This is a genomic window from Nitratireductor arenosus, assembly GCF_009742725.1.
In the GTDB taxonomy this organism is placed as follows: Bacteria; Pseudomonadota; Alphaproteobacteria; order Rhizobiales; family Rhizobiaceae; genus Mangrovimarina; species Mangrovimarina arenosa.
Genome location: NZ_WPHG01000003.1, coordinates 889,949 through 904,764, shown reverse-complemented (window position 1 = coordinate 904,764; position 14,816 = coordinate 889,949). Strand labels below are relative to the sequence as shown.

Here is a 14,816-nt window from a genome sequence, read left to right as displayed (position 1 = left end):
GGCCGGCATTCGCTTTCATCCAAACACAGGCCGATCCATGCAGCCCGAGCTGGTAATTTTCGATTGCGACGGGGTTCTCGTCGATTCCGAGGTGATCGCCGCGCGCGTTGAGGCGCAGCTGATCACCGAGGCGGGTTTCCCCATTACCGGGCCGGAACTGGCCGAACGTTATGCCGGCCTCACCTTCCGCGATATTCTGCTGCGCATCGAGGAGGAAGCGAGCATTCCCTTGCAGGCGAGCCTGCTGGAGCGCGCGGAAAAAGCCGTCGACCGGGCGCTGGCACGCCAGGTGGAGGCGGTCGACGGAGCGCCGAAAGCGGTGTTGATGACCACCGCGCCACGCTGCATCTGCTCCAATTCCTCGCCGCAGCGCCTGGAGATGATGCTGACCAAAACCGGGCTCAAGCCGGCCTTCGCCGATACGGTGTTTTCGGCCGAGCAGACACCCGAGCGGCGCCCGAAGCCGGCGCCCGACGTGTTTCTTTTCGCTGCCGAACGCATGCGCGCCGACCCGGCCAACACATTCGTGGTGGAGGATTCCGCACATGGGATCGCCGGCGCGAAGGCGGCCGGCATGCGTGTAATCGGCTTCACCGGCGGCCGCCACAGCTATCCCGGCCATGCCGACGTGCTGACGGAGGCCGGCGCAGAGACCGTGATCGGCCGTTGGGCGGATTTTCAGCCGATCCTGGCTGCCCTGTCACAATGGTCGGAGGCGCGGTGAGAGACCGCGTGCGGACCTGACAGCGCGGCGTCGAAACGCCACAACGATCATCGTTCAGCCCGGCAATACTCTCGAGCCCACTCGGTAGATCGCGCGTCGGCGCGCGTTTCAGCGTTTTGCCGGCGGCCCTTCGTCGTAACCGACGAAGACCTGGAGGTTCTGGGCGCTCGGCGTGGGGAAGGTTACGTTCGGATCGTTGAAGACGAACTGGGTCGCAGGCTGATTCGCGGCGAGCGCCATGTCGTATTTGTGCAATTCGGAATAAAGCACCTGGTCGCCCTGCACCACCGCCACGCGGATCGGCATCGACACCTGGCCATCCTTGGCGACCGGGCCGGGGACGACCCTGCCGGCGGCTGCGACGTTCATGGTCAGCATGCCCGAACCGTAGCTGCAGCTTCGCGTCACGTCGGTGATCGCGGCCTGATAGATCACCTTGTCGGGATCGTTCTCGGCGCCCTTCTGGTAGGTGTTGTAGTAGGCCGTGCCGGCGCGCAAGGTCACTTGGGGACAGTAGGCGCGCAATTCGTCGGCCGAGATCTTTTCGTTCTCGCTGGTCGCGGCATTGTTGCCGACGCCGCCGAGCCCGAGATTCAACCCGCCGCCCGACTGGCAGCCCGCGACGGCGAGCAGCGCACCGAGGGCGACCGCACGCTTTACAAAATCCGGCTTGTTCACCAACAACACCATGAACCGCTCTTTCCTGTGACAACGGCGCCGTTCTATATCAACGCCACGCCGAAAATGCGACCGATGGATTGTGGTTTTTCGACGATGTGGCGGCGCCGATCGCCCGCCGCTGCCCGAAGATAGGAACGGACAGGTAAAAATGCGCTATGTCTCAACCCGGGGAACGGCCCCGGCCCTCGGCTTTTCCGACGTGCTCATGACAGGGCTCGCGCGCGACGGCGGGCTCTACCTGCCCGAGAGCTGGCCGCATTTTTCGCCGGCCGAGATCCGCGCCATGCGCGGGCGTCCTTACGACGAGGTGGCGTCGCGGATCATGGCGCCGTTCATCGCCGGCGAGATCGCCGATGACACGGTGTCGGCGATCGCACGCGAGGCCTACGCCACGTTCCATCACCCGGCCGTATGTCCACTCGTCCAGACCCGGTCAGGCGAATTCGTGCTGGAGCTTTTCCACGGGCCGACGCTGGCCTTCAAGGACGTCGCCATGCAGATGCTGGCGCGGCTGATGGATCATGTACTGGCCGAACGGGGCGAGCGCGCCACCATTGTCGGCGCGACCTCGGGCGATACCGGCGGCGCGGCGATCGAGGCCTTCGCCGGCCGCGACCGAACCGACATCTTCATCCTGTTTCCGCACAACAAGGTCTCGCCGGTGCAGCAGCGCCAGATGACCACCTCGCAGGCGGCCAACGTTCACGCCCTGGCGATCGAGGGCAATTTCGACGACTGCCAGGCAATCGTCAAAGCGATGTTCAACCATCATGGTTTTCGCGAAAAAGTGCGGCTTTCCGGCGTCAATTCGATAAATTGGGGCCGGATCATGGCCCAGATCGTGTATTATTTCACGTCCGCCGTCGCGCTCGGCGCGCCCGAGCGGGCAGTGTCGTTTACGGTGCCGACCGGCAATTTCGGCGACATCTTCGCCGGCTACGCCGCCAAGAGGATGGGCCTGCCGATCGAAAGGCTGGCGATCGCCACCAACGACAACGACATCCTAGCGCGCGCGCTGCGCTCGGGACGCTACGAGACGCAGGGCGTGGTCGCGACCACCTCGCCGTCGATGGACATCCAGGTCTCCTCCAATTTCGAACGCGCCCTTTTCGAAGCCTGGGGGCGCGACGCGTCAGCAACAGCCACCGCGATGGACGGGCTTGGGCAATCGGGCGCCTTCACCATCGCGCCGGCCGCCCTGGAGAGATTGCGGGCCGATTTTGCAGCGGGACGTTCGACGATGGCCGAAACCGCCGACACCATGCGTACGGTGCTTGACGAATGCGGGTATCTGCTCGACCCTCACTCGGCCACGGCGGTACGGGTGGCGCGCCAGCTCGACGACGGACAGAGCCCGATGATCGTGCTCGCTACCGCCCACCCTGCGAAATTTCCCGACGCGGTCAAGGAAGCGACCGCGGTACGGCCGACCTTGCCATCGGGCCTTGCGAGCCTTATGGATCATGAGGAAAAATACGAAATCCTGCCGTCGGAAACCGAAGCGGTCGAGGATTATGTCGGCAGGCACACGCGCGCTGTCGGCTGAGGGAGTACAAGGAGTAGGCCATTTATGGCAGTTGAGGTAAGCCGTCTGTCGAACGGTTTAACGGTCGTGACCGAAACCCATCCCCATATCGACAGTGTCGCGCTCGGCGTATGGGTCCGATCCGGGTCGCGCGACGAGCTTGAGAGCGAACACGGCATCGCCCACCTGCTCGAACATATGGCGTTCAAGGGCACCGGGTCGCGTTCGGCATGGGACATCGCCTCCCAGATCGAGGATGTGGGCGGCGAGATCAACGCGGCCACGAGTGTGGAGACGACATCGTTCTTCGCGCGCGTCCTGCGTGACGACCTGCCGCTCGCGATCGACCTTCTGGCCGACATCCTGACCGATTCCCGGTTCGACCCCGAAGAGCTGCGCCGCGAGCAGCATGTCATCCTGCAGGAAATCGGGGCCGCCCACGACACGCCCGACGACGTGGTTTTCGACCATTTCGCCGAAACCGCCTTCCGACACCAGACCCTCGGGCGCACCATCCTCGGCACGCCCGAAACGGTTCAGTCGTTCACGCCCAAGCAGATCCACGACTTCATGGCCCGCCAATATGGCGCCGACCGCATGGTGGTGGTGGCCACCGGCGCGGTGCGTCACGACGAGTTCGCCCGCGAGGTCGAAAAGCGGCTCGGTCTGCTGCAGAACAAAGCGCCGGCCGGCACGCCGCAGACGGCGCATTATGTCGGCGGCGACTTTCGCGAGCACCGCGACCTGATGGATGCCCAGATCGTACTCGGTTTCGAGGGCCGCGCCTATCATGTGCGGGATTTCTACGCCTCCCAGCTGCTTTCCATGATCCTGGGCGGCGGTATGTCGTCGCGCCTGTTCCAGGAAGTGCGCGAGCGGCGCGGGCTTTGCTATTCCATCTACGCCTTCCATTGGGGCTTTTCGGATACCGGCGTCTTCGGCGTCCACGCCGCCACCGGCAAGGAGGACATCGCCACGCTGGTTCCCGTGCTTCTGGGCGAGTTGAGCAAGGCCGGCGAACATATCAAGCAGGAAGAGCTTGACCGGGCGCGGGCGCAATACCGGGCCGGGTTGAAGATGTCGAGCGAAAGCGCGGCAAGCCGTGCCTCGCAGATCGCGCGCCAGATGCTGCTTTTCGGCCGTCCGGTCTCCATGGACGAGTTGATGGAACGGCTTTCGCTGATCACCGTGGACCGATTGTCGGACCTGTCTGCGCGGCTGTTTTCCACCCGTCCGACCGTGGCCGCGGTCGGTCCCGTCGGAACGCTGGCCGCTTTCGAGGACATTGTCGGCCTTCTGCCCGACCGGCAATCGGCCATGCGTGTCGTCGCCGGCTAGCCGGCAATGCCTGGCTTGCGGTTCTTCAGCCGGGCCTATCCGACGGCCAAAGGCGAAAGGGTCACGCTCAAGTTCCCCACCGGACAGGAATACGCCGAGTGGGCGGAACTGCGCGGCACCAGCCGCCATTTCCTAGAACAGTGGGAACCGGCATGGGCAAGCGACGAACTCGGGCAACCGGCCTGGCGCGCGCGGATCAGACGCTACCGTGAAGAACATGGCCGCGGCGCCGGCACCGCCTTCCTGATCTATCTGAACGATACCGGCAAAATGGCCGGGGGCATCTCTATCGGCAATATAAGACGCGGCGTGGCCCAGTCGGCGCAGGTCGGCTACTGGATGGGCGAAAGCCACGCCGGACGCGGCATCATGCTCGACGCGCTGCGGCTGGCCAGTCGTTACGGGTTCGAAACGCTCGGCCTGCACCGGATCGAGGCGGCTTGCATTCCCGGCAACACACGGTCCATGCGTGTACTTGAAAAAGCCGGATTCACGCGGGAAGGACTGTTGCGGTCCTATCTAAAGATCAACGGAACGTGGCAGGACCACTATCTTTACGCCCTGATCGTGGACGACTATCGGGCACAGCAAATACGGGGCAAGACCGGTGGCATCTGATTCGACCGACCGCCACATACGCTATTTCCTGCTGGGGCTCGTCGCGGTGGTGTTGTTGGCGCTGTGGGCGCCGGTGCCGGCCGGCGCGATCGAGCCGATCAGGATATCGCGCGACGACATCGCGCTCGACCTGTCCGGCGCGCTGGAATTCCACCGCAACAAGGGCGCCAGTTTCCAGGTTTCCACCGCGCCCGGCATAGACGGGATCGTCCGGCGTATCGAAGTCGAGGCGAAGGAAAGCAATTCGTCCGGCGACTGGGCGGTGTTCGCGCTCGCCAACACGACCGACCAGCAGCTCGACCGGCTGATCGTGGCACCGCATTTCCGTCTGGTCGGTTCCGGCCTGTTCTGGCCCGATCTCGGCGCGAGCCGGATCGGCGCGATCACACCTAGCGAGGGCTTCGCGCTCGACCGCCAGGCAAGCCCGGACGCCGACGTCTTCCTTGTGACCCTCAATCCGGGCTCGGTGATCACCTTCATCGCCGAACTGGCCTCGCCCGACGTACCTCAGGTCTATCTCTGGGACCCGGAAGCCTACAAGGACACGGTCAATTCCTATACGCTGTTTCGCGGCATCGTGATCGGCATCGCGGGATTGCTGGCACTGTTTTTGACCATCCTGTTCGTGGTCAAGGGCACGACGATGTTTCCGGCGACGGCCGCCCTCGCCTGGGCGGCACTCGCCTATATCTGCGTGGATTTCGGCTTCCTCAGCAAGGTCATCGAAATATCGCCCGGCAGCGAACAACTCTGGCGCTCGGTGACCGAGATCGCGCTGGCGGGCAGCTCGATCGTATTTTTGTTCGCCTATCTCAACTTGAACCGCTGGCACGGCCATTTCAGCTACGTCGCGCTCGCCTGGATATCCGGCCTCGGCCTGATCGCCGGCATCGCGGTGTTCTTCGACCCGGCCGTGGCCGCGGGCATCGCGCGGCTCTCGTTCGCGGCAACCGCCGTCATCGGCCTGCTTCTGGTCGTCTATCTGGGCCTGCGCGGCTACGACCGGGCGATCATGCTGGTGCCGAGCTGGCTGATGGTGCTGGTGTGGATGGCCGGCTCGTGGCTGGCCATCACCGGTCTGCTCGACAACGACATCGTCCAGCCGGCGCTGGGCGGCGGCCTGATCCTGATCGTGCTTTTGATCGGCTTCACCGTGATGCAGCACGCTTTTTCCGGCGGCGCGCTGCAGCAAGGGCTGTTCAGCGACATGGAGCGCCAGGCGCTCGCCATCACCGGCTCCGGCGATACGGTTGTGGACTGGGACGTGCTGCGCGACCGCGTCGTGACCCGGCCCGACATCAGCGAGCAGCTCGGCCTGAGCAGCGGCAGCTTGCACGGCCCGGCCCGCAACTGGCTGCCCGTGCTGCATCCCGACGACCGCGACCATTTCCGCACGACGCTGGACATGGTGCTGGAACACCGGCGCGGCCGCATCGGCCAGAGCTTTCGGCTGCGCGCGGCCGATGGCCATTATCACTGGTTTTCGATGCGGGCGCGCCCGGTGGTTGGCTCGGACGGCGAGGTCATTCGCTGCGTGGGCACGCTGATCGACGTCACCGAACAGAAAAAGGCCGAGGAGCGGCTTCTGCACGACGCCGTGCACGACAATCTGACCGGTCTGCCCAACCGCGAACTGTTCCTCAACCGGCTCGATGCGGTCGTCAATATCGCGCGCGCCGAGGAAAAGGTCCGTCCGACGGTTTTCGTCATCGATATCGACCGGTTCAAGCATGTCAATGACGGGCTGGGCATGTCGGCCGGCGACACGATGCTTCTGACCTTGGCGCGTCGGCTGCACCGGTTGCTCAAGCCGCAGGACACGCTATCGCGCTTCACCGGCGACCAATTCGCGCTGATGCTGCTTTCGGAACAGGACCCCGCCCGGATCGCGGCGTTCGCCGATGCGTTGCGCCAGGCGATCCGGGCGCCGATCAGCTTCGCCAAGCGCGAGATCGTGCTGACCGGGTCGGTCGGCTTGATTTCATGGACGTCTCCCTCCGCGACGGCCGAAGACATGGTCAAGGACGCCGAACTCGCCATGCAGCAGGCCAAACGATTCGGCGGCGACCGGATCGAACCCTTCCGCCCGGCGTTCCGTTCCTACGGTGCCGACCGCCTGCAGATCGAATCGGATCTGCGCCGCGCGCTGGATCGCGGCGAGTTGAGCCTCGTCTACCAGCCGATCGTGCGGCTGGTAGACAATTCGGTCGCCGGTTTCGAGGCGCTGATGCGCTGGGATCATCCGCGCCGGGGCATGATCCTGCCGGGCGAATTCATCCCGGTGGCGGAAAATTGCAATTTGATCGTGCAGCTCGGCCTGTTCGCCATGCAGCGGGCGGCCGAGGATTTCGCCTCCTGGCAAAAGCAGATCGGCAATTCGCCGCTGTCGGTGTCGGTCAATCTGTCGAGCCGCCAGCTCATCCGCCAGGATCTCGTCACCGACGTGCGCTCCGTGCTGGCCAGAGCCAATCTCAAACCGATCTATTTCCGTCTCGAACTCACCGAATCGCTGATCATGGACAATCCCGAGCAGTGCACGCATGTGCTCGACAAGCTGCGCAAGCTCGGGATTGGCCTGTCACTGGACGATTTCGGGACCGGTTATTCCTCTCTGTCCTATCTGACCCGCCTGCCCTTCGACACCATCAAGATCGACAAGAGCTTCGTCGACGACACCAGCCCGAAAAAAGCGGTTCTGTTGAGTTCCATGGTCGACATGGCGCACGATCTCGGCCTTTCGGTCGTCGCCGAAGGCGTTTCCAGCGAGGCCGACGCGCTTCAACTCAGGCAGATGGGCTGCGAATTCGTCCAGAGTTTTCTGTTCGGAGCGCCCTTGCCGGCGGACGCGGCGCTGAAATTGCTGAAGGAACAGTTCCCGCTCACTCAGGCGTGACCGGAAAAATTGCTCAAATGCGCCACGTCGATGCCGAGCAAGGCCAGCACGCGGTCATACTTGCGCTCGATGTCGCCATCAAACAGCAGTTCGGCATCGACCGGGCAGGTCAGCCAGCCATTTTCAACGATCTCCTGTTCGAGCTGACCGGCGCCCCAACCCGCATAGCCGAGCGCCATGATGGCGTGGCGCGGACCTTCGCCCTCGGAGATGGCGCGCAGGATGTCGACGGTGGCGGTCAGGCAGATGTCGTCGGAAACCGGCAGGGAGGATTCGACCACATAGTCGTCGGAGTGGAGTACGAAGCCGCGGCTGCGGTCGACCGGCCCGCCATTGCGCACCGGCAGATCGCGCGCGGAAGGGGCGAGCCGGATCGCCTGCTTTTCGTCAACGATGCCGAGTTGAACGAGCAAGTCAGCAAACCGCAACGACTGCGACTGGTTGATGATCAACCCCATAGCGCCCTCCTCGCTATGGGCGCAGACATAGATGACGGCCCGCGCGAAGCGGTCGTCCGCCATGCCCGGCATGGCGATGAGAAAATGATCGTCGAGAAAACCGGTCGCGTCGCCGCCGGCATTGCCGGGTGGCGTGCCCGATTTTCCCTTCTGGCGCATCAGATCCATAGCCGAGAGCCTATCGCGTTTCCGCACGTCTTGAAAGATGGATTCAAATCCGGTGACGGGGCCCGCCTTCACGCAGAAATGACGGCAAATGATCGCACGGCGGATTGAAGTTCGCGCCGATTGCCGACACTGCTTGCATAAAGGGAGAAGCCGCTTGAAACGAATTTGGTCAGCCGCGCTCGCGGCTGTGCTTACCGCCTCGGCCGCCGGGCGCGCGCACGCCGCGTCCAGCGAGAGTCTTCAGACCGACGGCGCCACGATCCGCCTGATCACGACAGGGCTTGCCGACCGCGACGGCGTGTTGCGCGGCGCGCTCGAAGTCGATCTCGAGCCGGGCTGGAAAACCTACTGGCGCGATCCCGGCGCGTCGGGCGTGCCGCCGCAGATCACGCTCGACGGCAGCCTCAACGTGAAAAGCGCACGCCTCGACTATCCCGCCCCGCAATGGCACGAAGACAGCTATGGCGCCTGGGCCGGCTACGACGCCCCGGTCCGGTTTCCGGTGGTGTTCACCGTCGCCGCGCCCGACCGTTATTCGCTGATTAAGGCCGATATATTTCTCGGCGTCTGTCAGGCGGTTTGCATTCCCGTCCAGGCGAGGCTCAGCGTCGAGCCGGGCAGCGCCCCCGACGCGCCCGCCGACAGGGCCGCCGTTGCAGCAGCCTTCGCCGCCCTGCCCGCACCCGCCAACGAGGATTTCGGCGTCGCGGCAGCCCGCCTTGACGGAGACGTCCTGGTCGTCGAGACGGCAACGCCGGCGGGAAGCGGTGGCGCTGCGCTGTTCGTCGCCGGCGCCGAGGGTTACTTGTTCGGTCTCCCCCGAGCCGACCAGTCCCACACAGACCAGGTGATTTTTCGCGTCCCCGTCCTCCAGCGCCCGGATATTGATGGTGCGCCTACTGCCGCCGCCTATACGCTGGTGACAAACGCCGGCGCGGTTTCGGGCGAAATCGACCTTCCCTGACCAACTCGGTGCTGGACATGACCGCCATCCGCATTATGTGGAAAGCGCACACTTTGCCTCACACAATTTCTGGAGAAACTTTCATGACGATATCGGTCGGGGACAAACTGCCTGACGCCACGCTCAAGGCCGTTGGCGCCGACGGCGCGAAGGACGTCAGCGTGGCGGAATTCTTCGAAGGCAAGACGGTGGTGCTGTTCGGCGTGCCCGGTGCGTTCACGCCAACCTGCTCCAACAATCACCTGCCCGGCTATCTGGAAAATCACGACGCCATTTTGGGACGCGGCGTTGACGCGATCGCCGTCATTTCCGTCAACGACCAGCATGTGATGACGGCGTGGGCGCGCTTTTCCGGCGGCGAAGGCAAACTGGTCTACCTCGCCGACGGCAACGGCGATTTCACGCGCGCGCTCGGGCTCGATCTCGACCTGTCGATCGCCGGCCTCGGCGTCCGTTCCAAGCGTTATTCGATGATCGTCAAGGACCGCACGGTGCGCTCTCTCAATATCGAAACCAGCCCGGCCGAGGCCGTGGAGTCGGGCGCGGCCAGAATTCTCGAACAGCTCTGAAAACGGCCTCTCGCCGGCCGGCCGCGATATCCATTCAGCCGCGCGCCGGCGAGGCACTCCGTGCAGGCCGGGCCGGCTTGAATTTCGCGAGCGCGGCGCGGGCGAGTTCGTCGGCGCGCTCGTTTTCGGCATGGCCGGCATGGCCCTTGACCCAGCGCCATTCGACCGTGTGGCGGCGGCGCGCCTCGTCCAGCGCCTGCCATAGCTCGGCATTCTTGACCGGCTTCTTGGCCGCCGTCTTCCAGCCATTGCGCTTCCAGCCCTCGATCCAGCCGGAAATGCCGTCGCGCACATAGACGCTGTCCGTGGTGACAACGACTTGGCAGGGTTGTTTGAGGGCGTTCAGCGCCTCGATCGCGGCCATCAGCTCCATCCGGTTGTTGGTGGTGTGGGCCTCGCCGCCGGACACCTCTTTTTCAGTGCCGTTGAAGCGCAGGATCGCACCCCAGCCGCCCGGCCCGGGATTGCCCGAACAGGCGCCGTCGGTGAATATCTCGACCTTTTTCATGAGGCTCCAAGTCCGTATTCGGATATTGCGCGGACGTGGCGGTGGAAACGCAGGCGGCGAATGAACTCGCTCGGATCGCGTTTTTGCACCAGCGCGCCGTCGGGGATCGTCAGCCAATCGTAGAGGCGCGTGAGCATGAAGCGCAGCGCCGCGCCACGCGCCAGCAGCGGCAGCGCCTCGCGCTCTGCAGCCTCGAGCCGACGGACACTCTGATACCCGGCAAGGAAAGCCTGCCCCTTGGTCACGTTGAAGGCGTCGTCCTTTTCGAAGCACCACGCATTGAGACAGGTCGCGACGTCGTAGGCAAAGATGTCGTTGCAGGCGAAATAGAAATCGATCAGGCCGGAAAGCCGGTCGCCGAGGAAAAACACGTTGTCGGGGAAAAGATCGGCGTGAATGATGCCCGACGGCAAGTCAGACGGCCAGTCCCGCTCGAAGGCCGCGAACTCGGCGTCTATCTCCTCCACCAGGCCGGCCTGGAACGTGTCGGCGCGCGGCCGTGCCTGCAGCCAAAGCCGTTTCCAGCCGTCGACCGAGAGCGCATTGTTGCGGCCGAGTGGAAAATCGGCGCCGGCGAGATGCAGGGCGGCGAGCGCGGCGCCGACGGCGCGGCAATGGGCGGGCGTCGGTCGGCGTACCCAGACGCCTTCCAGAAAGGTGATGATCGCGGCCGGACGCCCGGCAAGTTCGCCGATCAGTCGGCCGTCCCTGCGTTCGACGGGCAGCGGGCAGGAAATGCCGTTTTGCGCCAGGTGCTGCATCAGGCCGAGGAAAAACGGCAGATCGGCGACCTCGACCCGCCGTTCGTAGAGCGTCAGAATATAGGTCCCGACCGTTGTATGCAGGAAAAAATTGGAGTTCTCGGATCCTTCGGCGATACCCTTGTAGGACATCATCTCGCCGAGCCTATATTCCTGCAGAAAGGCGGCGAGTTCGACCTCGTTGATGTCGGTGTAAACGGCCATCGCGTGCGGCTCAGCCGTTGACGAAGGCCATATCGGCCCGGGTCAGTTCGACATCGCGCAAGGCACGCATGACCGGGAAATCCTCCGTCTCGGTGGCCGTGATTGCCAGATCGACCGTGACGTCGAAGCGTTCGCGAAAGGCTTCGATGATCTCGTTGACGATGATCTCAGGCGCCGAGGCCCCCGCCGACAGGCCGAGCGTGCGGATTGCGCCGATCTCGTCCCAGTCAATGTCGGCGGCACGTTGTACCAGCAGCGCGCGTCTGGCGCCCGAGCGCTCGGCGACCTCGACGAGGCGGCGCGAATTGGACGAATTCGGCGCACCGACGATCAGGAAGAGGTCGGCGCCGGGCGCGGTTTCCTTGACCGCGTCCTGCCGGTTGGTGGTGGCGTAGCAGATCGATTCGGCGGCCGGCGCCTGCATGGCGGGAAAGCGCTGCTTCAGCGCCCCGATAATACCGGCCGTGTCGTCGACCGACAGCGTTGTCTGGGTGACGAAACCGAGTGCTGCCGGGTCGGCCGGCGCGAAACGCGCCACGTCCTCCTCGGTTTCGATCAGGCTGACGGCGCCGTCGGGCAACTGTCCCATCGTGCCGATGACTTCGGGGTGGCCGGCATGGCCGACAAGCACGACATGCCGGCCGAGCCGGTGGTGGCGGATCGCCTGTTTGTGGACCTTGGAAACCAGCGGACAGGTGGCGTCGAGATAAAACAGCGCCCGCTCGGCGGCATCCCGCGGCACGGATTTCGGCACGCCATGAGCAGAAAACACCACCGGGCAATGGCGATGGTCCGCCGGAATCTCGTCGATCTCCTCGACGAACACCGCGCCCAGATTCTGCAACCCCTCTACTACGTAGCGATTATGGACGATCTCGTGGCGGACATAGACCGGCGCGCCGTATTTCTTCAGCGCCAGAACGACGATCTGGATGGCGCGGTCGACGCCGGCGCAAAAGCCGCGCGGCTGGCACAGCCGGATGGTCAGCGGACGCTTGTCGGATTCGGGCATGGTTCAATCACTTTCCTGCCGGCGGACATGATGTGCCGCACCGGTGCCTGTCAAGGGCGGCGGGGCCGATCCTCGCGCCTTATGCGCAGCAGCCAGACGCCGACGACGCCTGCGAGCGCCGCCGCCAGGCCGAACCAGGTCACGGCATATTGCAGGTGATTGTTGGGCATGCTGATCAGCGTCACGCCACCCGCCGGCAGGCCACCCGGATTGGGACTGTCGTCGGCGTCGACGAAAAACGGCACGATCCCGGTGCCGTCCGGCAGACCGGCAGTGGCCGCCATCGCCTCGATATCCTTCCAGTAGAAGATGTTCTTGGCGGGCTCGTTGTCGGGCAGGATGGAAGAGGGTTTTTGCGCCAGCCGGTCGCGTGCGAGCCCGGTGACGGTGACTTTGCCGGCTAGCTGCCCCTCGCCGCGCGTGGCGGCCGGCTTGCGGTCGAAGGGAACGAAGCCGCGGTTGACGAAGACGGCCGAACCGTCGGCGCGCAGCAGCGGCGTATAGACGAAATAGCCCGAGGCGCCTTTCCAGGTGGCGAAGAAATGGCGCTCGCCGGAATGCAGGAAGGTCCCGCTTACACTCACCGGCAGATATTCGATATCCTGGCCGTCGTCGTGCGCAGCCAGAATGTCACGGAAGGGAACCGGCGGCCGATGGATGCGCTCCTCGATGGTGGCGAGCAGGCCCTCCTTCCAGGCCAGGCGCTGGACCTGCCAGACGCCGAGCGCGCACAGGAACGCGAACAGAACGAGCGCGGCCAGCACGACTTTCCATGCCGCGGGCGCCGTGCGCGCAGATGTAGGCGCCTCATTCATCGCCATGATCGAGCCGCCCCTCCGCGGCCTTGTTGGCGTGTTGCAGATTGATCAGCACGCCCTTGAACAGGCGCAGCGGCACCAGCGAGCCGACAATGGCGAGCGGGATCCACAACAGAAAATGCAGCCATAGCGGCGGTCCGAACGACACTTCCACCCACAGGGCGAGGCCGACCACCAAAAACCCGATGAACAGCATGACGAAAACCGCCGGTCCGTCGCCGGCGTCGGCGAAATCAAACGACAGACCGCAATCGGCGCAGCTTTCGTTCACGTTCAGATAGCCCGAAAAAAGCCGCCCCTTGCCGCAGCGCGGACAGCGCCCCTTGAGGCCGGCGCCGATCGGCTCGACGGGCGGATAATGCGCCTTGTCCTGGTTCATGGCCTGATCTCGATCGGGGTACCGTTCTTCACCATGGCCCAGATTTCGTCCATCTCCGCATCGGCGACGGCGATACAGTCGTCGGTCCAGTCAAACCGCTGCAGGAGTCAGGACCACCATCCAAACCCATTTGGCTGGCCATGTATCACGATCATGCCGCCAGGGTCGACGCCCGCCTTTGTCGCAACCCGCCGGAACCGTGCCGGGATATTGCAGAGCGCTTCAGCGCCCAGAGCGCGCGCGGCACAAGCGACAAAAAAACGGCCGCCCCGTGGGCGGCCGCTGCAAATCAAAATAACGCGCCGCGTCAGTGCACCGCGATCGTGGCTCCGGAAGACGCCCACACGTAGATGCAGGCGAACAGGAACAGCCATACCACGTCAACGAAATGCCAATACCAGGCGGCCGCCTCGAAGCCGAAATGCTGCTTCGGCGTAAAATCACCCCGCATGGCGCGCAGCAGGCACACCAGAAGGAAGATCGTACCGACGAAGACGTGGAAGCCATGAAAGCCGGTTGCCATAAAGAAGGTCGCGCCATAGATCGAATCGCTGAAGGCGAACGGGGCGTGGACATATTCGTAGACCTGCACGAACGAAAACAGCACGCCCAACACGACGGTCAGGGCCAGGCCCCAGACGAGCCCCTTGCGGTCGTCGTGCAGCAGCGCGTGGTGCGCCCAGGTGACCGTGGTGCCCGACAGAAGCAGGATGATGGTGTTGTAAAGCGGCAGATGGAAGGGATCGAGCACCTCGATGCCGTGCGGTGGCCACACGCCACCGGTATATTCGGCGCGCGCGACCTGAGCGGCCTCGTTGGGAAACAGGCTGGCATCAAAGAACGCCCAGAACCAGGCCACGAAGAACATCACCTCCGAGGCGATGAACATGATCATGCCGTAGCGCAGATGCAGCGACACCACACGCGTGTGGTGGCCCTCATGCGCCTCCTTGATCGTGTCGGACCACCAGGCGATCATCGTGTAGATGACCAGAGCGAGCCCGATCGCGAAGATCCAGTATTTCGCGCCGGCAAAGTCGATGCCGAACAGAGGCAGCGAGCCGCTCCTCATGCTCTGCATCCAGGCGACGCCGCCAATCGCCATGATCAGCGCGCCCACCGAGCCGATGAACGGCCAGGGGCTCGGGTCGATAATGTGGTAGTCGTGTTGCGGTTTGGCGTGTGCGTCAGCCATG

General features: G+C 64.3%; 15 protein-coding genes and 1 pseudogene. 7 read left to right on the top strand and 9 right to left on the bottom strand.

The window, feature by feature from the left end:
* Positions 1-37: 37 nt before the first annotated feature.
* A complete protein-coding gene (locus tag GN330_RS16315) occupies positions 38-724 on the top strand; it encodes an HAD family hydrolase (RefSeq protein WP_156713705.1) in 687 nt (228 codons plus the stop codon).
* 108 nt (positions 725-832) lie between these two features.
* On the opposite strand, the gene GN330_RS16310 is transcribed toward GN330_RS16315, so the two are convergent.
* On the bottom strand, positions 833-1,414 hold the full coding sequence (locus GN330_RS16310) for a hypothetical protein (RefSeq protein ID WP_156713704.1): 582 nt from the start codon (positions 1,412-1,414) through the stop codon (positions 833-835).
* A gap of 139 nt (positions 1,415-1,553) precedes the next feature.
* On the opposite strand from GN330_RS16310, the gene thrC reads away from it, so the two are divergent.
* From thrC to GN330_RS16290, 4 genes are read left to right on the top strand one after another with little or no spacing between them, the layout of a single operon-like run.
* Positions 1,554-2,951: a threonine synthase gene (gene thrC / locus GN330_RS16305; protein ID WP_156713703.1), complete on the top strand. Its 1,398-nt coding sequence runs from the start codon at positions 1,554-1,556 to the stop codon at positions 2,949-2,951.
* 24 nt (positions 2,952-2,975) lie between these two features.
* The gene (locus tag GN330_RS16300; RefSeq protein ID WP_156713702.1) at positions 2,976-4,268 is read left to right on the top strand and encodes a M16 family metallopeptidase; all 1,293 of its coding nucleotides are present in this window, start codon (positions 2,976-2,978) and stop codon (positions 4,266-4,268) included.
* A 6-nt stretch (positions 4,269-4,274) separates the two neighbouring features.
* Positions 4,275-4,886, top strand: coding sequence for a GNAT family N-acetyltransferase (locus GN330_RS16295; protein ID WP_156713701.1), 612 nt, complete (start codon positions 4,275-4,277; stop codon positions 4,884-4,886).
* A 28-nt stretch (positions 4,887-4,914) separates the two neighbouring features.
* Positions 4,915-7,779: an EAL domain-containing protein gene (locus GN330_RS16290; protein ID WP_156713806.1), complete on the top strand. Its 2,865-nt coding sequence runs from the start codon at positions 4,915-4,917 to the stop codon at positions 7,777-7,779.
* On the opposite strand, the gene GN330_RS16285 is transcribed toward GN330_RS16290, so the two are convergent.
* Positions 7,770-8,405: a YqgE/AlgH family protein gene (locus tag GN330_RS16285; RefSeq protein WP_156713700.1), complete on the bottom strand. Its 636-nt coding sequence runs from the start codon at positions 8,403-8,405 to the stop codon at positions 7,770-7,772. The two genes, GN330_RS16290 and GN330_RS16285, sit on opposite strands and share 10 nt — an antisense overlap.
* 154 nt (positions 8,406-8,559) lie before the next feature.
* On the opposite strand from GN330_RS16285, the gene GN330_RS16280 reads away from it, so the two are divergent.
* The gene (locus GN330_RS16280) at positions 8,560-9,369 is read left to right on the top strand and encodes a protein-disulfide reductase DsbD domain-containing protein (protein ID WP_156713699.1); all 810 of its coding nucleotides are present in this window, start codon (positions 8,560-8,562) and stop codon (positions 9,367-9,369) included.
* A gap of 83 nt (positions 9,370-9,452) precedes the next feature.
* On the top strand, positions 9,453-9,938 hold the full coding sequence (locus GN330_RS16275) for a peroxiredoxin (RefSeq protein ID WP_156713698.1): 486 nt from the start codon (positions 9,453-9,455) through the stop codon (positions 9,936-9,938).
* Positions 9,939-9,972: 34 nt separating this feature from the next.
* On the opposite strand, the gene rnhA is transcribed toward GN330_RS16275, so the two are convergent.
* The 7 genes and pseudogenes from rnhA to GN330_RS16240 all read right to left on the bottom strand — a co-directional run bounded on the left by rnhA (position 9,973) and on the right by GN330_RS16240 (position 14,815).
* Entirely contained in the window at positions 9,973-10,446 is a 474-nt protein-coding gene (gene rnhA / locus GN330_RS16270; RefSeq protein ID WP_156713697.1) for a ribonuclease HI, read from the bottom strand.
* Positions 10,443-11,411, bottom strand: coding sequence for a homoserine kinase (locus tag GN330_RS16265; protein ID WP_156713696.1), 969 nt, complete (start codon positions 11,409-11,411; stop codon positions 10,443-10,445). Before GN330_RS16265 ends, rnhA begins: the two co-directional genes overlap by 4 nt.
* A gap of 10 nt (positions 11,412-11,421) precedes the next feature.
* Positions 11,422-12,423 carry a 4-hydroxy-3-methylbut-2-enyl diphosphate reductase gene (gene ispH / locus GN330_RS16260; protein WP_156713695.1) on the bottom strand — a complete coding sequence of 334 codons (1,002 nt, stop codon included), beginning with the start codon at positions 12,421-12,423 and terminating at the stop codon, positions 11,422-11,424.
* Between the two features lie 50 nt (positions 12,424-12,473).
* Positions 12,474-13,238 carry an SURF1 family protein gene (locus GN330_RS16255; RefSeq protein WP_156713805.1) on the bottom strand — a complete coding sequence of 255 codons (765 nt, stop codon included), beginning with the start codon at positions 13,236-13,238 and terminating at the stop codon, positions 12,474-12,476.
* A complete protein-coding gene (locus GN330_RS16250; protein ID WP_156713694.1) occupies positions 13,231-13,620 on the bottom strand; it encodes a DUF983 domain-containing protein in 390 nt (129 codons plus the stop codon). Before GN330_RS16250 ends, GN330_RS16255 begins: the two co-directional genes overlap by 8 nt.
* Positions 13,617-13,790, bottom strand: a pseudogene (locus tag GN330_RS23840) (L,D-transpeptidase family protein); the annotation flags it as partial. The gene GN330_RS16250 and the pseudogene GN330_RS23840, both read right to left, overlap by 4 nt.
* A 137-nt stretch (positions 13,791-13,927) precedes the next feature.
* Positions 13,928-14,815 carry a cytochrome c oxidase subunit 3 gene (locus GN330_RS16240; protein ID WP_156713693.1) on the bottom strand — a complete coding sequence of 296 codons (888 nt, stop codon included), beginning with the start codon at positions 14,813-14,815 and terminating at the stop codon, positions 13,928-13,930.
* Position 14,816 lies beyond the last annotated feature (1 nt).

Excerpts from the sequence above, each read along its gene's own strand:
- thrC (WP_156713703.1), top strand. The coding sequence starts at position 1,554 with ATGCGCTATGTCTCAACCCGGGGAACGGCCCCGGCCCTCGGCTTTTCC.
- rnhA (WP_156713697.1), bottom strand. The coding sequence starts at position 10,446 with ATGAAAAAGGTCGAGATATTCACCGACGGCGCCTGTTCGGGCAATCCC.
- GN330_RS16240 (WP_156713693.1), bottom strand. The coding sequence starts at position 14,815 with ATGGCTGACGCACACGCCAAACCGCAACACGACTACCACATTATCGAC.
- ispH (WP_156713695.1), bottom strand. The coding sequence starts at position 12,423 with ATGCCCGAATCCGACAAGCGTCCGCTGACCATCCGGCTGTGCCAGCCG.
- GN330_RS16265 (WP_156713696.1), bottom strand. The coding sequence starts at position 11,411 with ATGGCCGTTTACACCGACATCAACGAGGTCGAACTCGCCGCCTTTCTG.
- GN330_RS16250 (WP_156713694.1), bottom strand. The coding sequence starts at position 13,620 with ATGAACCAGGACAAGGCGCATTATCCGCCCGTCGAGCCGATCGGCGCC.
- GN330_RS16285 (WP_156713700.1), bottom strand. The coding sequence starts at position 8,405 with ATGGATCTGATGCGCCAGAAGGGAAAATCGGGCACGCCACCCGGCAAT.
- GN330_RS16315 (WP_156713705.1), top strand. The coding sequence starts at position 38 with ATGCAGCCCGAGCTGGTAATTTTCGATTGCGACGGGGTTCTCGTCGAT.
- GN330_RS16300 (WP_156713702.1), top strand. The coding sequence starts at position 2,976 with ATGGCAGTTGAGGTAAGCCGTCTGTCGAACGGTTTAACGGTCGTGACC.
- GN330_RS16310 (WP_156713704.1), bottom strand. The coding sequence starts at position 1,414 with ATGGTGTTGTTGGTGAACAAGCCGGATTTTGTAAAGCGTGCGGTCGCC.
- GN330_RS16295 (WP_156713701.1), top strand. The coding sequence starts at position 4,275 with ATGCCTGGCTTGCGGTTCTTCAGCCGGGCCTATCCGACGGCCAAAGGC.
- GN330_RS16255 (WP_156713805.1), bottom strand. The coding sequence starts at position 13,238 with ATGAATGAGGCGCCTACATCTGCGCGCACGGCGCCCGCGGCATGGAAA.
- GN330_RS16275 (WP_156713698.1), top strand. The coding sequence starts at position 9,453 with ATGACGATATCGGTCGGGGACAAACTGCCTGACGCCACGCTCAAGGCC.